We start from the raw sequence: 16,009 nt of genomic DNA on the forward strand, positions 1-16,009 counted from the left end.
CGGCGCGGTTCGGGAACATTTCTCGCGCTTTGACGGGGGAATGCATGGCGGGCAGCGAAGTGACAGGCGGCACCACCGCCCCATTCGAAATCGGCGGGCAATCGATTGCGCCCGGAACGCAGGCCGATATCGGCATACCCATCACCACCATGGCCACAGGTTACAGCTCGCAATTGGCGGTGCGGGTTCTGCACGGGGCGAAACCGGGGCCGGTTGTGTTCATCAGCGCGGCGATCCATGGCGATGAAATCGTCGGCACCGCGATCATCCAGCGGATCGCCAATTACCTTTCGCCCGAAACACTCAGCGGCACTTTGATGCTGGTGCCTGTCGCCAATATCTTCGGTTTCCTCAGCCATACGCGCTACCTGCCCGACAGGCGCGACCTCAACCGCTCCTTCCCCGGCAACGCTTCGGGATCGCTTGCGGGGCAATTGGCGCATGTGTTCTTCAGCGAGGTGGTAAGCCGCGCATCGTTAGGCATCGATATCCACACCGCCGCCGTCCACCGCTACAACCTGCCCCAGATCCGCATTGCCGCAGGCAACAGGCGTCTGGTCGAACTGGCGATGGCGTTCGGTGCGCCGATCATCATCGAAAGCCCCCTGCGCGATGGCGCGCTGCGATCACTCGCGGCGGAGCACGGGGTCGAAATGCTGCTGATGGAAACGGGCGAGGCGCTGCGGTTTGATCGCTTCTCGATCGAAACGGGCGTGAACGGGGTGCAACGGGTGCTCGCGCATCTCGGCATGATAGAGGCGGACGATGGCCTTACCGAAGTCGGCGTGCCGGCCCGCTCGAACAAGACGCAATGGGTGCGATCCCCGAGGGGCGGCGTCACCCACCGGATGCGCAAATCGGGCGATGCGGTGAAGAAGGGCGACCTGCTGGCGGCCGTGGCAGGGCTGTTCGGTGAGGAACCGCAGGAAATCGTCAGCCCGTGCGACGGTCTGATCATCGGCCACGCAACGCTTCCGGTGGTGCATCAGGGCGAGGCACTGTTCCACATCGCCCGCGTCGACCATGCCGAGCGCGTGGGCAAACGGATCGAGAGCATCGCCGACGCGATCTACGCCAGCGAACCCGAAGGCTTTGCCGAAACCTTGCTGGACGAGGATGAGGTGATCTAGGAGCCTCGGCAGGGAGAGCTGACATGATATTGACCCGCCGCGCCGCTATGGCCGGGTTCGCCGCGAGCGCCGCGCTTGCAGGCCGAGCCTCCGCCTATCCTGCACCTGTGACCGTTTTCGAAGCGCGCCGGATTCTCACGATGGAGCGCGCCTTGCCCACGGCACGTTTCATGGCGGTATCGGGCGGGATTATCCTTGGTGTCGCCGACAGCCTCGATGCGCTTGCACCGTGGACCGGCGGTTCCGAAGTCCGCGTTGATCGGCGCTTCGCCGACAAGGTGCTGTTCCCCGGCCTTATTGATCCGCACATTCACCCGATGCAATCGGCGGTGATGCTGAACCTGCCGTTCCTTGCACCGGACGACTGGAGCTTGCCGAGCGGCAATTGGCCCGGAACCTCAAGCCAACAGGCATGGCGCGAAAAGCTCGCCGAAATGGTGCGATCTTACCCGGCTGACCCCTTGATCGTGTGGGGCCATCACGAGCTGTTCCACGGTCCTTGTGACAAGGCCTTGCTCGACGAGATCGCGCCTGATCGGGCGGTGTTTGTCTGGCAGCGCAGTTTTCACGAAATCATTGCCAACTCGGCTGCGCTTACGCGGATCGGCCTTGGCTCTGCGGAAAGCTTTGCCGCCGCGCTGGCCGCGACGCATGCCAACCCGGAACACAGCAGTTTCGAGCAGGGGATATTCTCCGAAACCGGCCTGCTGCTGGCGCTCGACCGGCTGCGCGGCGCGCTGCTCGCCCCGGAGAAACTCGACCAGGGGTTCGCGCATCTGGCAAGCATGATGCGCAATCGCGGCGTCACCACCACCAGCGACATGGCGACCGGCGTGTTCGCAAGCTTCGATATCGAAGCCGGCCTGATCGCGCGCTACTTTGGCCGGCCCGACAGCACCGCGCGGGCAATGCTGATGCCGATCGCGGGCGAACTGATGGCGATCGACGATATCGACGGTTGGCTGGCAGACAAACGGGCACGGTTTACCAACGCCAATGTCGGGCTGGATCGCCGCGTCAAGCTGCTCGCCGACGGAGCGTTCTTCGCGCAGAACATGCGCATCGCCGCTCCCGGCTACAGCGACGGGCACGAAGGCAAGTGGATCACCGAACCGGATTTGCTGCGCCAACAGGCAGAGCGATTGTGGGACGCGGGCTTTTCGCTCCACATCCACGTCAATGGCGACGAAGGGGCCGAAGTCGTGCTCGAGACGCTCGCCCGCCTTGCTCCGCGCGCGGCGCAATCGGTCACGCTTGAACACCTCGGCTATTGCAGCGAAGCGCAGGCGCTGCGGATTGCGGAAATGCGTTCGGCGTTGCGGCTGATGGTTTCGGCCCAACCCAACTATATCCGCGTGTTGGGCCGCGCCTATGCCGAACACGGATTGGGTCCGGATCGTGCGGCGACGATGAACCGGCTCGGTACGCTGGCGCGCGGCGGAGTGCCTCTGGGGCTCCACAGCGATTTCAACATGGCGCCAATCGATCCCTTCTACCTCGCGTGGATAGCCCAGACGCGCGAAGGGATAGACGGCACCGTACGCGCCCCTGCCGAACAGCTGACGCGCGAAGACGCGCTGCGCGCTATCACCATCGGTGCGGCGCAGGTGATCGGACAGGAGGCAACTATCGGATCACTGGCAGCCGGCAAGAAAGCGGACTTCATCGCGCTGGAGGATGACCCGTCGCAAGCACCGCTCGACACGCTCAAATCAATGCCGATTGCCGCGACCGTGTTCGAAGGGCGGATTGCGGACTCCTAGAGCCGCATACAGCGCATCATTTTTCCGGGTCTTCCTCGCCCTCGAAGGGCGGCAGGTCGGTCTTGACCCCTTCGTACTGTGCCCGATGCGCAAAATATCCGGCCAAAGCTTTCAACACTCGCTCCGACACTTCGGATTCCCGTGCCCCCGGTCCATGAATGCCAGGCCGAATGATTATGCCGTATTCTCCCCAGTCGTCGATGAACTCCATGAAGCTGTAGCCGTGGACCAGAATGATCTGGCCATCGGGCGAGATCGGATTTCCGAACGGGCGGCGGTGTTCGATATCGAATGGATCGTGGTTCTTGATGGTATTGAGCAGATAATCGCAGTCGGAGGCCGACAACTCGATCTGGTAAAGCCCGCGCTCTTCGTCATTGTCGGCAGGCCAGAGCAGCGCCGTCCGCGCTATGCCGCCGATAGCGGCGCTGCGGTAACTGTATTGAGGATCGTTGCCTATGTGGCATTCGATCGAACGAACCAAGGAGACCGCGTTGAATGCCACCGTCACCAAGCGGATGGCGACGGTTTTGTTGCTTTCCTCGGGTCTCTCATAATTGGCGTAGCTCTGCTCCCCGATCAGCGGCAGCAGCGGTTGGAGAAGGCGCTCGGTCCTGATCCAGTCAATCTCGCATTCAAAAACGTAACGGTCTGTGACGCCTGTGGCTTCGAGCGCGTCCAGTTCGTCCTTGCCCGGGGGAGTATTGAACTCGTCGCACTGTTCAAGCTCCAGTGCCTCCTCATCGTAAGGAACCACATCGGCCAGCGCAGGCTGCGCCGACAGCACCGCCAGCGCAAGCGAGAGCAGCGCCAGCCTCAAATGAGGCCTGCGTGCGACAGCGCATCGTCAACGGCCTTCTTCGCGGCTTCCGAACATTCGATCAGCGGCAGGCGCACGCTGGGCGAAAACCAGTCGTGCACGCGGCTGAGCGCGTATTTCACCGGCGCGGGGCTGGCATCGGCGAACATCGCGTAATGCAGCGGGAACAGGCGGTCGTTCAACTCGCGTGCGCGCTTCAGTTCGTTGTTGTTGATCGCCTGCTGGAATTCGGCGCAGAGCGCGGGCGCTACATTGGCGGTAACCGATATCGCTCCCCTGCCCCCGGCGGCATTGTGCGGCAGCCACAATTCGTCATTGCCCGACAGCTGGCAGAAATCGCGCCCGATACCCATCCGGTGATCGGCCACGCGCGAAAGATCGCCCGACGCGTCCTTTATAGCGACGATCCGGTCCGGATATTTGTTGACCAGCGCCACCACCGTCTCGTCCTCCAGATCGGTGACGGTGCGGCCCGGCACGTTGTATAGCACAATCGGCAGGTCGCTGTTTTCGGCAAGGAAGCTGAAATGCGCTATCAACCCCGCCTGGCTCGGGCGGTTGTAATAGGGCGCGACACACAGCCCGGCGGCAGCACCCGCCTTCTTCGAGAAATTCATGTGCAGCAGCGCGTTGCGCGTGTCGTTCGATCCGCAACCGGCGATCACCGGAACGCGTCCGGCGGCCTGTTCGATGCAGACTTCGATCACCCGGTGATGCTCTGCATTGGACAGGGTCGAGGCTTCACCCGTGGTGCCGCAAGGGACCAGAGCGGCGCTGCCGTTGTCGATCTGCCAGTCTACCAGCTTGCGAAAAGCCGCCTCGTCAAACGATCCGTCGCGAAAAGGAGTCGCCAGAGCGGGTATGGAACCGCTGAACATTGCTTTATTCCCGTGTCAGACAATAACTGGATCATAGCCGCGCAAAATGTTTCGCGCACCTTGTTAAGCGCCAGATAAGGAACCCATCGGCACTATGTCCAGCATGGCCAGAAATTTGCTCTCCAGTCCGATTGCCATCGCCGCTCTTGCGGCCGCTTCGGTGGGAGCGCTTTCGACGCCTTCGTCTGCACAAATGCCTCAGCGCAGTAATCTTGTCGCGACGCAGCCGAGCGAAATCGGCGCCGCGATTGCGCGCTGGGAAATGCTGCAGGAAAACCGCGAGCTGGGCTTTTCGGACTATGCCGGGTTTGCGCTGGCCTATCCCGAGTTTCCCCGCATCGAAACGATCCGGCTGCGGGCCGAGGCGACGCTGGACAAGGAATCGCCTTCGCAGGCTGATGTCCTGCGGTTTTTCGACGCGATGCCGCCGCTGACCAATCACGGGCGGGCGCTGTATGCGCTGATGCTGGGCGGTGCGCGGCGCGAAGAGGCGCAGGGTATGGCGCGCGAGGCGTGGCGCGGCGGTTCGATGAGCGAAACCGCGGAAGCTTACATGCTGAGCATGTTCGGCGCGCAATTCTCCGCTGACGATCATTTGGCGCGCATGGATGCGCTGTTGTGGCAGGGGGAAACCGGCCCGGCGGAGCGCCAACTCGACCGCATCCCCGAAGCCGCGCGCGAACTGGCGCGGGCGCGGCTTTCGCTGGTGCGCGGCGAAACGCCCTATGGCGCCGACCTGACCGTCCCCGCCACCGCGATGAACGACGCGGGCTTCGTCTACAACCTGCTCAATTACCACCGCTCGCGCCGCGATACGCAGGCGGCGATCAGCCTGCTGGCCAATCGCCGCGCCTTCACTGCCCCCGCATTCGATCCGGATGCGATGGTGAAGGACATGCTGGCGGTTGCCGAAGCGGCAAGCGCGACCGACACGGTGCGGATCGCGATGAAGATCGACGATCTCTTCGCGCCGGGCACGGATATCTCCCAAGGCTCCTTCGGTCTGCGCGATCGCTACACCGACTTGATGTGGATGGGCGGGACCAACGCGCTGTGGCGGCTGAATGACGGAGCCTCCGCCGCGCAGATGTTCCTGCGATATGGCAAGGCCGCGCGCACGCCCCTGACGCGGGCAAAAGGGTTCTATTGGGCAGGGCGCGCCGCACGTCAGGCCGGATTGAGCGAGGACGCCAACCGCTATTTCGAAATGGCGGCGGAATTCCCGCATTATTATTACGGGCAGCTCTCGCTCGCCGCGCTGGGTCGTCCGATGCCGGGCTTTGCCGAACTGCCGCAACTGCAGATCGACCCCGCCACCCGCGCCGAGTTCGAGCAGCGCCCGCTCGTCCGCGCCATCCGCAACATGGCTGCCAACCGCCGCGACTGGCGCACCGAGCGGCGCTTCTTCCAGGCAATCGGGGAAAGCGCCGATACGCCGGAAGAACTGGTGATGGTCAACCAGCTTGCAGCGGAAACGGGCCTCAAGGAAATGGCCGTCGTCATCGGGATGGAAGCGGGCGCGAACGGCATCGCCGGATTTGAGCGGATCGGTTTCCCCACTCATCCCACCCCGGTCGTCAACGACTGGACGATGGTGCACGCCATCAGCCGTCAGGAAAGCGAATTCGACCGCACCCGCCAAAGCCATGCGGGCGCGCGCGGCCTCATGCAACTGATGCCGGGCACGGCGCGCGAACAGGCGGGCAAGCTGGGCATGCAATACATGTCTGCCAGCCTCTACAGCGACACCGACTACAACATCCGTCTGGGCGATGCCTATTTCGCCCGGATGATGGATTATTACGGCGGCGCCTATCCGCTGGCAGTCGGCGCGTATAACGCCGGGCCGGGCCGCGTGAACCAGTGGCTGCGCATGAACGGCGATCCGCGCCGCGGCGAAATCGACTGGGTGACCTGGGTCGAGAAGATCCCCGCCAATTTCGAGACCCGCTATTACATCATGCGCGTGCTCGGCAATGCGGTGACCTATTCGCACATGTACCCGCGCGAAGCAGGACTGCCGCGCACGATCGACACCTTCCTGCCCTGATCGGCGAACACCCGTGTCAGCGCGTCAGGGACCACCGATCACGCCCGCAGGGATGGCCGCCCTCAAGGCGCGCTATGATCAACTGCTGGGCAAGGAACGCCCGGAAATCGTCGAGATCGTCAGCTGGGCAGCGGGCAATGGCGACCGCAGCGAGAACGGCGACTACCTCTATGGTCGCAAGCGCATGCGCGAGATCGACCGCGAACTGGGCTACCTCGCCCGCCGGATGAAGGCGCTTCGGATCGTCGATCCGGCCAACCAGCCGGACAAGGACCGGGTGTTTTTCGGCGCGAGCGTCGAACTCGCGGACGAGGATGACAATCGCAAAACCGTGACCCTTGTCGGCGATGACGAGCAGGATGCCGGGCAAGGCCGCGTCGGCTGGTCCTCCCCCATTGCCAAGGCGCTCAAAGGTGCGACAATCGGCGATGTCCGCACGGTTCGCCTGCCCGGCGGGGTCAAGGAATGGGAAGTTATGGCGATCAGTTATGAATAGGGCCGCTATCGCCTGCATGATCGCAGTCACCCTTGCCGCGCCTCTCGCGGCGAAAGAGAGCCTTGGCGTCTATTCCAATTGGGGTGCGTTTCGCGATGACAGCCCGCTGCGCTGCTATGCCATCGCCAAACCGTCAAATGCCGGCGACGCGCAACCCTTTGCCAGCGTCTCCAACTTGCCGCGCCAGAACGTGCGCGGACAGGTGCATTTCCGCCTGTCGCGCAGCGTGCGCGATGGCGAGGAAGCGACGCTGACCATCGGCGACCGCCGCTTTGCCCTGCCCGCCAATGATCGCAACGCATGGGCGCAGGATGCCCGCATGGATGCCGCCATCGTAGCCGCGCTGCGATCCGCATCCCGAATGAGCGTTTCGGCCCGCGCTTCCAACGGCAGCCGCTTTACCGACCGCTATGACCTGACCGGAGCCGCAACCGCGATTGACGCCGCCGTTGTCGGGTGCGCCGCGCGATGAGCGACACGCCAGCCGCTCCGGAAATAACCGCGATGAACTTTGTCCTCGCGGTCTCCGATGCAATGGCCACCGCCCGATGGTGGGTCGATGTGATGAAATTTAATGCCCTGCGCGATCTTGGCGGTTGGGTTTTCGTGAAGCGCGGACGCTGTATGATCACGCTGGGATCCTGCCCCGATGCGATCCATCCGGGCGATCTCGGCGATCACCAGTATTTCGGCTATATCGAGTTCGACGACATCGATGCCTACTACGCCGAGATCGACCACGATCAGGCCGACATCCTGAGCGCTCCCGAAAGCAAGGAATGGGACATGCGAGAATTCGGGGTCCGCACCCCGGACGGCCACCGGGTGATGTTCGGGCAGGACCTTACCTCGCACCCCCACGTCAAAGGCTAGTCAACCGGCCCCTGCGCGACTATATGCCGCGCCAATCATGGCAGACACGACCCTCATGACCATCCCCGGGCAGGTTGACCCGGTTCCCGTCGCGCGTGACATCACGCCGCGCGCCGATGGCCGTATCGACCTGATCGGTCTGCCCCGCCCGCGCATTCGCGAACTGTTCGAAGAAGCGGGTCTAGACGCGCGTCAGGCAAAGCTGCGCGCCAAGCAGGTGTTCCACTGGCTGTACCACCGCGGCGTGACCGAATTCGAGGCGATGACCGATATCGCCAAGACGATGCGCCCGTGGCTGACGGAACGCTTTGTCATCGGTCGTCCCAATGTTGTCGAGGCGCAGCACAGCACCGATGGCACGCGCAAATGGCTGCTCCAGACCGATGACGGCCACGATTTCGAAATGGTCTTCATCCCTGATGCGGACCGGGGGACGCTGTGCGTGTCGAGCCAGGTCGGCTGCACGCTCAACTGCACATTCTGCCACACCGGCACGATGCGTCTGGTGCGCAATCTGACACCGGGAGAAATCGTCGGCCAGGTCATGCTGGCGCGCGATGCGCTGGGCGAATGGCCCAAAGGCCGGATGAACGATCTGGGCGAAGAAGACGCCGGGCATTACACCGCCGATGGCCGCCTGCTCACCAATATCGTGATGATGGGCATGGGCGAACCGCTATACAATTTCGATCATGTGCGCGATGCGCTGCATCTGGTGATGGATGGCGACGGGCTCGGCCTTTCAAAGCGGCGCATCACCCTTTCCACCAGCGGCGTCATTCCGGCGATGGAGCGTTGCGGGCAGGAAATCGGCGTGAACCTTGCCGTATCGCTGCATGCCGTGCGCAAGGAAGTGCGCGACGAGATCGTACCACTCAACAAGAAATACGGGATCGAAGACCTGCTTCAGGCCTGCGCCGATTATCCCGGAGCCTCCAATGCCCGCCGCATCACTTTCGAATATGTGATGCTCAAGGACAAGAACGACAGCGACGAGGACGCGCGCGAGCTTGTCCGGCTGCTCAAGGCGTTCAACCTGCCGGCAAAGGTCAATCTGATTCCGTTCAACCCATGGCCCGGCGCGAATTACGAATGCTCCACGCCGGAGAGGATCAAGGCGTTCAGCGATATCGTGTTCGAAGGCGGCATCAGCGCGCCGGTGCGCACCCCGCGCGGGCGGGATATTGACGCGGCCTGCGGCCAGTTGAAAACCGCAGCGACCAAGAAATCGCGCGCGGAGCGGGATCGCGAGGCAGCCGCGTCTAACGCGGATCCATCGCCCTAGTCGGCCCCAAAAGCGTCTTCAATGTCGTCCTTGACGATTTCGGCGATGAGAAAACCTCCGCCGATAGCCACCGCTGTGCCAAGCAGTATCCATCCGCCTGTACCAAGCCCGCTGCTCTTCTCATCCTCATCCGCCGTCAAACGCGGGCCAAAGGTCACCACTTGGTGATCATTCATCAGCAGGCGCGGATTTTGCTCCAGGGTAAAGGACAGCTTGGCTGCGCGCAGGGTCTGACGCTCAAAATCGGGGTCAAACCGCATTGGAATGACGCTATTGGAATCGTCGATGCTCTGGGTCGCCAGCATGAAATCAAAACGCGGTTTCGCCTCAGCACTCCCGCGTTGCGCCCCAAGAGGTATGGTAATCGCTGCGCTCGCACGGGTGTCCGTCGCACGATCGTGCTGAAAATCGCGTAAGGTTTGTGCGCTGGCCCCTTGCGAAAGAAGCGCCGTGCCCGCCACAAACACAATTGCTATTTTCCTGAATGCCATGTCATTTGTTCCCCGGTTCATAGACTTGGCGGCCCTTAACTCGCTGAATATGGCTAAAAAGTGGCAAGGCACGGCAATATGAATAATTCGATGGATCCTGCGACTTACGATTTTTATCAAAGTGGGGCTCCGCATTTCTCTTTGAGCTCGGCCATCAGCCATTCGCGTCACCTTGACGATTTTCTCGATCGCCTTGCACAAGGCGCTCGCGTGCTTGAGCTTGGTTGTGGCGCAGGCCGGGATTCGGCCCGGATCGCGCAGCGCGGGTTTGATCTGGATGCGACCGACGGTGTTCCGGCGATGGTCGCCAAGACAAAGGAACGGCATGGGATCGACGCGCGGTTGATGCGGTTCGATCAGCTGGAGGCGAACAGCGAATATGACGCGGTCTGGGCGCATGCCTGCCTGCTGCATTGTCCGCAGGCGGAACTGCCCGGCGTTCTGGCGGCGGTGCATAGCGCGCTCAGGCCCGGCGGATTGCATTATGCCAGTTACAAGCTGGGCGATGGCGAAGGCCGCGACGGGCTTGGCCGGTTGCACAATTTCCCTTCCGCCGATTGGCTGCGCGATACCTATCGCGAGGCAGAATTCGAGTTTGTCGAGCAAGAGGTTTTCGCCGGGAAAGGCTCCGACGGGACCGAGCGTGACTGGATCGCGCTGACGGTGCGCCGGGGGAATTGAGCCGTGTGCTTTCCTACCCCATGGCTTTGTGCTGAAACGGGGGCATGACAACTTCCCCTCCCCTTGCCGCACCTGCCTTCCGCCTGTCGGAAATGGCCGAGGTTTTTTCCTCCAGGACAGTGTTCCATCTGTTCCATCCTGTAGGGAATCGGGCGCCATGAAGCACACGGTCGAAGCCGTTTGCACCGGCACCGCCCGCCCCTTCAACGGGGTGGAAACCAGCGCGATCGCCAAGCGCCCGCGCGAAGGCGTCATACAGGTGCTGGAGGAAGGGCTTGCACCAGACGAACAGGCTGACAGGCGCGTGCATGGCGGCCCGGAAATGGCGCTGCATCTCTATCCGCTCGATCACCATGCCTTCTGGCAAGCGGAACTGGGCGGATGCGACCTGCTGGATGAACCGGGGGCGTTCGGGTCAAACCTTGCGGTGCGCGGCCTGATGGAAAGCGATGTCCATATCGGTGATCGCTTTCGCCTCGGCAGCGCGCTGATCGAGGTGAGCCAACCGCGCCAGCCGTGCTGGAAGATCGAGCACCGCTTCGGCCACAAGGGCATGGTCGCGCGGATCATCGAGACGGGGAGATCAGGTTGGTACTTCCGCGTCCTCGAAACGGGCGATGTGCAAGCGGGCGATGCGCTGGAGCGGGTCGAAATCGGAGAGGTCGATTGGAGTGTCCAGCGCGTCTTCATGGCGCTGGTGGCGGGCAAGGCCAGCCGCGATGATCTGGCCGAGTTGGAGGCCATGCCAGCGCTCACGCCAAGACTGCGCGAACGCGCCAGGGCGAAGCTCGGTTGAGGGCTTGGGGATCAGCCCGTCGCGCGGATCGCTCGCCCCACCTTCCTGTCACCTTTCTCTGCGCTCCGTTCATCCAGCGTTCGACTTTACTGAACAAAAAGGGTCGTGCCCACAGAGGGCCGGAAAGGACAAACCGATGAAGACCCTTGCAATGATTGCCGCCGCCGGATCGCTCGCAGCCATCGCCACCCCGGCCGCCGCCGCTGACCATTCACTGATGCTGGCCCCCGGATCGGTGGCCGACATCGCCGCACCCTATGGCGCAGGCTATGATGCCTACTCGACCGTGCGCTATGACGATTGGGATGATTGGGACGATGATGATCGCCGCTATCGCCGGGGTCGCCACTATCGCGACGATCGCATCTATGATCGCCGAGGGCGCTACCATGAGCCCCGCCGGATCGGCCATCGCGATCGCATCTGGCGCGGGCGGGACGGCAACTATTACTGCGAGCGTGATAACGGCACCACCGGGCTGGTGATCGGCGCAGGTGTCGGCGCGCTGCTCGGCCGCACCATCGACACGCGCGGTGACCGGACTGTCGGCACCCTGCTGGGCGGTGCGCTGGGTGCGGTGCTGGGCCGCGAGATCGACCGGCGCGAGCTGCGTTGCCGGTGAGGATGCCCGCCGCATCGCTTGGACTTGTGTAATGACACGGGGCGCTGATAGGAGGCAGGCCTATGCCCGATACAGCGCCCCTACCCGCCGTTCTTGTCACCGGAGGCGGAACCCGGATCGGAGCCGAGATCGTCAAACGGTTTGCCGCCGCCGGATGGCATGTGGTGATCCACTACAAAAGCTCCGACACGGAGGCTCGCGCGCTGGCGCAGACACTTCCGAGTGCCGAGATCATCGCCTGCGACCTCGCAGACGATATCGCCGCCCGGAACATGATCGCGGACTTGGCCGCGCGCCTCCCCGACTGGCGCTGCCTCGTCAACTCCGCTTCGATCTTCGAATACGACGATGCAACCAATCTGCTCCCCGCAGCGAACAGGGAAGCAATGCAAGTCAACGCGCTCTCCCCTGCCGTCATGGCACAGGCCTTCATGGCAAGCGCACGCAGCGCGCATGTTCGCAGCGTGATCCACATCACCGACATGAAGCTGGAAAACCCCAATCCGGACTTCTTCAGCTACACCATGTCCAAACACGCGCTCGCCGCAACGATCCCGATGCTGGCACAGGCGGCACCTGAAGATGCGCGCATCTATGGGATCGCTCCGGGCGCAATCCTTGCGAGCCATGACCAGAGCGAGGAAGAGACCGAGGTCTCGCATCGTCTCAACTTGCTCCAGCGCAAGACCGGGGCGGACGAGATAGCCGAGGCGGCACTGTTCCTTGCGAGCGGCACCCTGAAAAGCGGATCGACCTTGTTCATCGACAGCGGCCAGCACCTGCTGTCGCAGGATCGCGACGTGATCTACCTCGCACGGGAAAAGGCGGCGGGACAGTGAAGCGCCACGCCCTGACCACCCGCCTGTGGCATTGGATCAACGCGCTCGCGTTCGTGGTGCTTTTCATGTCGGGCCTCAATATCTCGAACGCGCACCGTTACCTGTATTGGGGCGAATACGGGTATGATCCGGCCGATGCATGGCTGACGGTAATACGGTTCCCCGCATGGGCGACGATCCCGCAACGATATGACCTTGCCGAGGCACGGGATTGGCACAACACATTCGCCTGGATCTTCGCAGTCGGCCTCCTCGTGATGTGGATAACCAGCCTGATCAATCGCCATTTCTGGCGCGACATCGCAACCGGGCCGCGCGACTGGACGTTCGCAGCCTGGCGGGAAGCCATTGCCATGCACTTGGGTAGCGGGATCGAGGATGATAGCCGCTACAACAGCCTGCAACGCATCGCCTATGGCGTGGTTCTGGGTCTGCTTCTGCCGATGATGATCTTTACTGGACTCGCGATCAGCCCCGGCTTCGAGCCTGCCGCTCCGTGGCTGGTCGATGCGCTCGGCGGACGCCAGAGTGCGCGCAGCCTGCACTTCATCACCGCATGGACGCTGTTCGTCTTCGCCGCTGGCCATATCGCGCTCGCCATGGCTCCCGGCCAGCGCCGTCAGCGCAAGGCGATGATCACCGGCACACTGGGTGAGGAGACACCGCGCTATGGCTGAAACCACACGCCGCACACTGCTCGCCGGGATGGCCGCACTGCCGATGGCGGCCTGTTCCGAAATTGCGGATACCGGTCCGGCAGGCGATCTGTTCGACGCGGCAGAAGGCTTGCACCGCACTATGCATCGCGCGCTTGCCCAGCGTCAGGCGCTGGCGCGGGAATATGCGCCGGAGGACCGTTCACCCGACATCCGCGGCAACGGATCAATCAGCGTCGATACACCCGCCTATCGCGAGCAGTTGTCGAAAGGCTTTCCGGATTGGCGGCTGACCGTCAGCGGACTGGTCGACAATCCGATCAGCCTTTCGCTCGACGATCTCCGCGCCCTGCCCCAGCGTACGCAAATCACCCGCCACGATTGCGTCGAAGGGTGGAGCGCGATTGCCGAGTGGACCGGGCCGCAATTGTCAGCGCTTCTGGACAAGGCAGGATTGCGCGAAGAGGCAAAGTTCATCGTCTTCCGCTGCGCCGACACGCTTTATGGCCGCGCCTATTACGAGAGCGTCGACATGGTCGATGCCTACCACCCGCAGACGATCATCGCACACCAATTGAACGGCAAGCCGCTACCAGAGAAAAATGGTGCGCCCCTGCGAATGCGGATCGAGCGGCAATTGGGCTACAAGCACGCCAAATACCTTACCGCGATCGAAGCGGTGACCAGCTTTGACGACATACACGGTGGCAAAGGCGGCTTTTGGGAAGATGTCGGCGATTACCAGTGGTATGCCGGAATCTGATCCTCGCTATTCCGGATAGATCCGCGCCATCGTTGCCCAGTCCGCAGCGATCATCTCTTCCAGAACGCCAAGATCAACATCCGATAGCTTGTTGATGTACAGGCATGACTTGCCCGTGGAATGCTTGCCAAGCCGCTCAAGCGCCGCCGCGCGATCCCTGGCCGCGATTTCGTCGCAATACCCGCCCATCAGATAAACCGAGTGTTTGGCTTTGCGTGGACTGAAACCGCTCCGCATCCAGGTTACATCTCGCCCGCTGGCATAGGTGGTGTTGTAGGTGCCGAAGCCGATGATGCTGTCACCCCACATCCGAGGCTGTTCGCCCGTTATCTTGGTGAACAACTCCAGCAGAACCCTTGCATCCTCGCGCTTGGCGGCCGGTTCGACCCGGTCGATGAATTCATCAACCGACGCCTTGGTAGGAACGGTCTTTGCCTCTGCCACGATCGCTTTCCCCCTTCGTGCCGACTCCCGGATTGACAGCATAACACATGCCGCGCCACACCAAGGGCAGGAAAAGCGCGGAAGGGGAACGCTCAATCCATGTGGCTGCTCGACAAATTTCTTGGAAATGTCATCCGCGAAGGTCAGCTGGTCGTCACCGATCACGACGGCAAGACCTATGAATACGGAAATGCCGTAGAGGGGAGCCCGCCGCTCCATATCCGCCTGACCCACCCCAAGGCCGCCAATCACATCGCCCGCTACCCGCAGATGGGCGCTGGCGAGGCGTTCATGTGGGGGTGGCTGGTGGTGGAGGAACCGCACGACATCCGCGACCTGCTGCTGTTCGTGACCGCCAATTCGAAACGCATCGGCGACAGTGCGATCCAGGAACAGGGGTTTCTGAAAAAGGCGGCAGAGAAAGTCGCATCCGCCATCGACGGCATCAACTTGCGTGCGTCAGCCCGCAAGAATGCCGAGCACACCTACAATCTGACGCGCGAACTGTACGAACGCTTCCTCGACGAAGATCGTCAGTACACCATGGCCTATTACCGCGAGGATCCGGAGAACACGTCGCTCGAAAAGGCGCAGATGGACAAGAAGGCGCATCTCGCTTCCAAGCTGTACCTCAAGCACGGCGAATGCGAAGGAATGCGCGTTCTCGACATCGGCTGCGGATGGGGCGGCTTCGGCCTCTACCTGCACGAAATGTACGGTGTGGAAGTGCTTGGCGTCGCTCTCGCTCCCGATCAGATCAAGTTCTGCAACGAACGCGCAGAGGCCGCGGGCGTCGCTGACAAGGTCAAGTTCGAACTGCTCGATTATCGCGACGTCACCGGACAGTTTGACCGCATCTCGAGCGTCGGCCTGCTCGAACACGTCGGCACGATCCATTATCCGCAATTCTTCGAAAAGACCCACGAACTGCTCGCCAATGACGGGGTGATGATCTCGCATTGCTGCGGCCGCGCGGGGCCTCCGGGCCGAACGGACGCCTGGACTCGCAAATACATCTTTCCCGGTGGTTACATCCCAGCCCTCTCCGAACTGGTGAAGGAAAGCGAGAAAGCGGGCTTTCAGGTGATGGACGTGGAGGCGATGCGCTTCCACTACAGCCACACGCTTGAGGAGTGGTACAATCGCACCGTGATGCACCGCGAAGAGATCACACGGATGTATGACGAAGTGTTCTACCGCATGTGGCTGTTCTACCTTGCCGGTGCCGAACAGAGCTTCCGCAATGGCGGCATGGTTAACTGGCAACTGCAATATGTGAAAGACCGCGCCGCGATCCCCATGACCCGCGAATACATGCACCACGAAAGCGCGCGTCTGCGCGATGTGGGCACGGTGCCGACATGGCGGTTTGATCCGGCGCTGAAGGAAGCGGCGGAGTAAGCCCCCTTTCCTTCCCGCAGT

At 62.4% G+C, this 16,009-nt stretch carries 18 protein-coding genes; 14 read left to right on the top strand and 4 right to left on the bottom strand.

Going from position 1 to position 16,009, the window contains the following annotated elements:
* Window positions 1–44: 44 nt before the first annotated feature.
* Together L1K66_RS11875 and L1K66_RS11880 are read left to right on the top strand one after the other, a co-directional pair.
* On the top strand, window positions 45–1,130 hold the full coding sequence (locus L1K66_RS11875; RefSeq protein ID WP_252258065.1) for a succinylglutamate desuccinylase/aspartoacylase family protein: 1,086 nt from the start codon (window positions 45–47) through the stop codon (window positions 1,128–1,130).
* Between the two features lie 23 nt (window positions 1,131–1,153).
* Entirely contained in the window at window positions 1,154–2,893 is a 1,740-nt protein-coding gene (locus L1K66_RS11880) for an amidohydrolase (RefSeq protein WP_252258066.1), read from the top strand.
* Between the two features lie 16 nt (window positions 2,894–2,909).
* On the opposite strand, the gene L1K66_RS11885 is transcribed toward L1K66_RS11880, so the two are convergent.
* Both L1K66_RS11885 and dapA read right to left on the bottom strand, forming a co-directional pair.
* Window positions 2,910–3,713 carry a hypothetical protein gene (locus L1K66_RS11885; RefSeq protein WP_252258067.1) on the bottom strand — a complete coding sequence of 268 codons (804 nt, stop codon included), beginning with the start codon at window positions 3,711–3,713 and terminating at the stop codon, window positions 2,910–2,912.
* Window positions 3,710–4,591, bottom strand: a complete 882-nt coding sequence (dapA, locus tag L1K66_RS11890; protein WP_252258068.1) for a 4-hydroxy-tetrahydrodipicolinate synthase — start codon at window positions 4,589–4,591, stop codon at window positions 3,710–3,712. Before dapA ends, L1K66_RS11885 begins: the two co-directional genes overlap by 4 nt.
* A 103-nt stretch (window positions 4,592–4,694) precedes the next feature.
* Here dapA and L1K66_RS11895 point away from each other — a divergent pair, with 103 nt between their 5' ends.
* The 5 genes from L1K66_RS11895 to rlmN are packed head-to-tail and all read left to right on the top strand — an operon-like array spanning window position 4,695 to window position 9,295.
* A complete protein-coding gene (locus L1K66_RS11895; RefSeq protein ID WP_252258069.1) occupies window positions 4,695–6,641 on the top strand; it encodes a lytic transglycosylase domain-containing protein in 1,947 nt (648 codons plus the stop codon).
* Window positions 6,642–6,654: 13 nt separating this feature from the next.
* Window positions 6,655–7,137 (top strand): transcription elongation factor GreB, encoded by a 483-nt coding sequence (gene greB / locus L1K66_RS11900; protein WP_256471451.1) that lies wholly within the window; start codon window positions 6,655–6,657, stop codon window positions 7,135–7,137.
* A 16-nt stretch (window positions 7,138–7,153) separates the two neighbouring features.
* Entirely contained in the window at window positions 7,154–7,609 is a 456-nt protein-coding gene (locus L1K66_RS11905; RefSeq protein WP_252258071.1) for an invasion associated locus B family protein, read from the top strand.
* Window positions 7,606–8,010 carry a VOC family protein gene (locus tag L1K66_RS11910; RefSeq protein ID WP_252258072.1) on the top strand — a complete coding sequence of 135 codons (405 nt, stop codon included), beginning with the start codon at window positions 7,606–7,608 and terminating at the stop codon, window positions 8,008–8,010. Before L1K66_RS11905 ends, L1K66_RS11910 begins: the two co-directional genes overlap by 4 nt.
* 37 nt (window positions 8,011–8,047) lie before the next feature.
* A complete protein-coding gene (gene rlmN, locus L1K66_RS11915) occupies window positions 8,048–9,295 on the top strand; it encodes a 23S rRNA (adenine(2503)-C(2))-methyltransferase RlmN (protein WP_252258073.1) in 1,248 nt (415 codons plus the stop codon).
* Here rlmN and L1K66_RS11920 read toward each other — a convergent pair.
* Window positions 9,292–9,786 (bottom strand): hypothetical protein, encoded by a 495-nt coding sequence (locus L1K66_RS11920; RefSeq protein WP_252258074.1) that lies wholly within the window; start codon window positions 9,784–9,786, stop codon window positions 9,292–9,294. The genes rlmN and L1K66_RS11920 overlap by 4 nt on opposite strands.
* 78 nt (window positions 9,787–9,864) lie before the next feature.
* Between L1K66_RS11920 and L1K66_RS11925 the strand changes: the two genes are divergently transcribed.
* From L1K66_RS11925 to L1K66_RS11950, 6 genes are all read left to right on the top strand, one after another.
* On the top strand, window positions 9,865–10,467 hold the full coding sequence (locus L1K66_RS11925) for a class I SAM-dependent methyltransferase (RefSeq protein ID WP_252258075.1): 603 nt from the start codon (window positions 9,865–9,867) through the stop codon (window positions 10,465–10,467).
* A 157-nt stretch (window positions 10,468–10,624) separates the two neighbouring features.
* Window positions 10,625–11,263 carry an MOSC domain-containing protein gene (locus L1K66_RS11930; RefSeq protein WP_252258076.1) on the top strand — a complete coding sequence of 213 codons (639 nt, stop codon included), beginning with the start codon at window positions 10,625–10,627 and terminating at the stop codon, window positions 11,261–11,263.
* Between the two features lie 136 nt (window positions 11,264–11,399).
* The gene (locus L1K66_RS11935; protein ID WP_252258077.1) at window positions 11,400–11,885 is read left to right on the top strand and encodes a glycine zipper 2TM domain-containing protein; all 486 of its coding nucleotides are present in this window, start codon (window positions 11,400–11,402) and stop codon (window positions 11,883–11,885) included.
* 62 nt (window positions 11,886–11,947) lie between these two features.
* On the top strand, window positions 11,948–12,724 hold the full coding sequence (locus L1K66_RS11940) for an SDR family oxidoreductase (protein ID WP_252258078.1): 777 nt from the start codon (window positions 11,948–11,950) through the stop codon (window positions 12,722–12,724).
* The gene (locus tag L1K66_RS11945; RefSeq protein WP_252258079.1) at window positions 12,721–13,401 is read left to right on the top strand and encodes a cytochrome b/b6 domain-containing protein; all 681 of its coding nucleotides are present in this window, start codon (window positions 12,721–12,723) and stop codon (window positions 13,399–13,401) included. The genes L1K66_RS11940 and L1K66_RS11945 overlap by 4 nt, the downstream gene beginning before the upstream one ends.
* Window positions 13,394–14,143, top strand: a complete 750-nt coding sequence (locus L1K66_RS11950; protein WP_252258080.1) for a molybdopterin-dependent oxidoreductase — start codon at window positions 13,394–13,396, stop codon at window positions 14,141–14,143. The genes L1K66_RS11945 and L1K66_RS11950 overlap by 8 nt, the downstream gene beginning before the upstream one ends.
* Before the next feature lie 6 nt (window positions 14,144–14,149).
* Here L1K66_RS11950 and L1K66_RS11955 read toward each other — a convergent pair whose 3' ends face one another.
* Window positions 14,150–14,587 (bottom strand): DUF1801 domain-containing protein, encoded by a 438-nt coding sequence (locus tag L1K66_RS11955; RefSeq protein WP_252258081.1) that lies wholly within the window; start codon window positions 14,585–14,587, stop codon window positions 14,150–14,152.
* A 99-nt stretch (window positions 14,588–14,686) separates the two neighbouring features.
* Between L1K66_RS11955 and L1K66_RS11960 the strand changes: the two genes are divergently transcribed.
* A complete protein-coding gene (locus tag L1K66_RS11960; protein WP_252258082.1) occupies window positions 14,687–15,988 on the top strand; it encodes an SAM-dependent methyltransferase in 1,302 nt (433 codons plus the stop codon).
* The last annotated feature ends 21 nt before the right edge of the window (window positions 15,989–16,009 follow it).

It is taken from the genome of Erythrobacter aurantius (genome assembly GCF_023823125.1).
Taxonomy (GTDB): Bacteria; Pseudomonadota; Alphaproteobacteria; order Sphingomonadales; family Sphingomonadaceae; genus Erythrobacter; species Erythrobacter aurantius.

Excerpts from the sequence above, each read along its gene's own strand:
- L1K66_RS11875 (WP_252258065.1), top strand. The coding sequence starts at position 45 with ATGGCGGGCAGCGAAGTGACAGGCGGCACCACCGCCCCATTCGAAATC.
- L1K66_RS11880 (WP_252258066.1), top strand. The coding sequence starts at position 1,154 with ATGATATTGACCCGCCGCGCCGCTATGGCCGGGTTCGCCGCGAGCGCC.
- dapA (WP_252258068.1), bottom strand. The coding sequence starts at position 4,591 with ATGTTCAGCGGTTCCATACCCGCTCTGGCGACTCCTTTTCGCGACGGA.
- L1K66_RS11895 (WP_252258069.1), top strand. The coding sequence starts at position 4,695 with ATGGCCAGAAATTTGCTCTCCAGTCCGATTGCCATCGCCGCTCTTGCG.
- L1K66_RS11905 (WP_252258071.1), top strand. The coding sequence starts at position 7,154 with ATGATCGCAGTCACCCTTGCCGCGCCTCTCGCGGCGAAAGAGAGCCTT.
- L1K66_RS11910 (WP_252258072.1), top strand. The coding sequence starts at position 7,606 with ATGAGCGACACGCCAGCCGCTCCGGAAATAACCGCGATGAACTTTGTC.
- rlmN (WP_252258073.1), top strand. The coding sequence starts at position 8,048 with ATGGCAGACACGACCCTCATGACCATCCCCGGGCAGGTTGACCCGGTT.
- L1K66_RS11920 (WP_252258074.1), bottom strand. The coding sequence starts at position 9,786 with ATGGCATTCAGGAAAATAGCAATTGTGTTTGTGGCGGGCACGGCGCTT.
- L1K66_RS11925 (WP_252258075.1), top strand. The coding sequence starts at position 9,865 with ATGAATAATTCGATGGATCCTGCGACTTACGATTTTTATCAAAGTGGG.
- L1K66_RS11930 (WP_252258076.1), top strand. The coding sequence starts at position 10,625 with ATGAAGCACACGGTCGAAGCCGTTTGCACCGGCACCGCCCGCCCCTTC.
- L1K66_RS11935 (WP_252258077.1), top strand. The coding sequence starts at position 11,400 with ATGAAGACCCTTGCAATGATTGCCGCCGCCGGATCGCTCGCAGCCATC.
- L1K66_RS11940 (WP_252258078.1), top strand. The coding sequence starts at position 11,948 with ATGCCCGATACAGCGCCCCTACCCGCCGTTCTTGTCACCGGAGGCGGA.
- L1K66_RS11950 (WP_252258080.1), top strand. The coding sequence starts at position 13,394 with ATGGCTGAAACCACACGCCGCACACTGCTCGCCGGGATGGCCGCACTG.
- L1K66_RS11960 (WP_252258082.1), top strand. The coding sequence starts at position 14,687 with ATGTGGCTGCTCGACAAATTTCTTGGAAATGTCATCCGCGAAGGTCAG.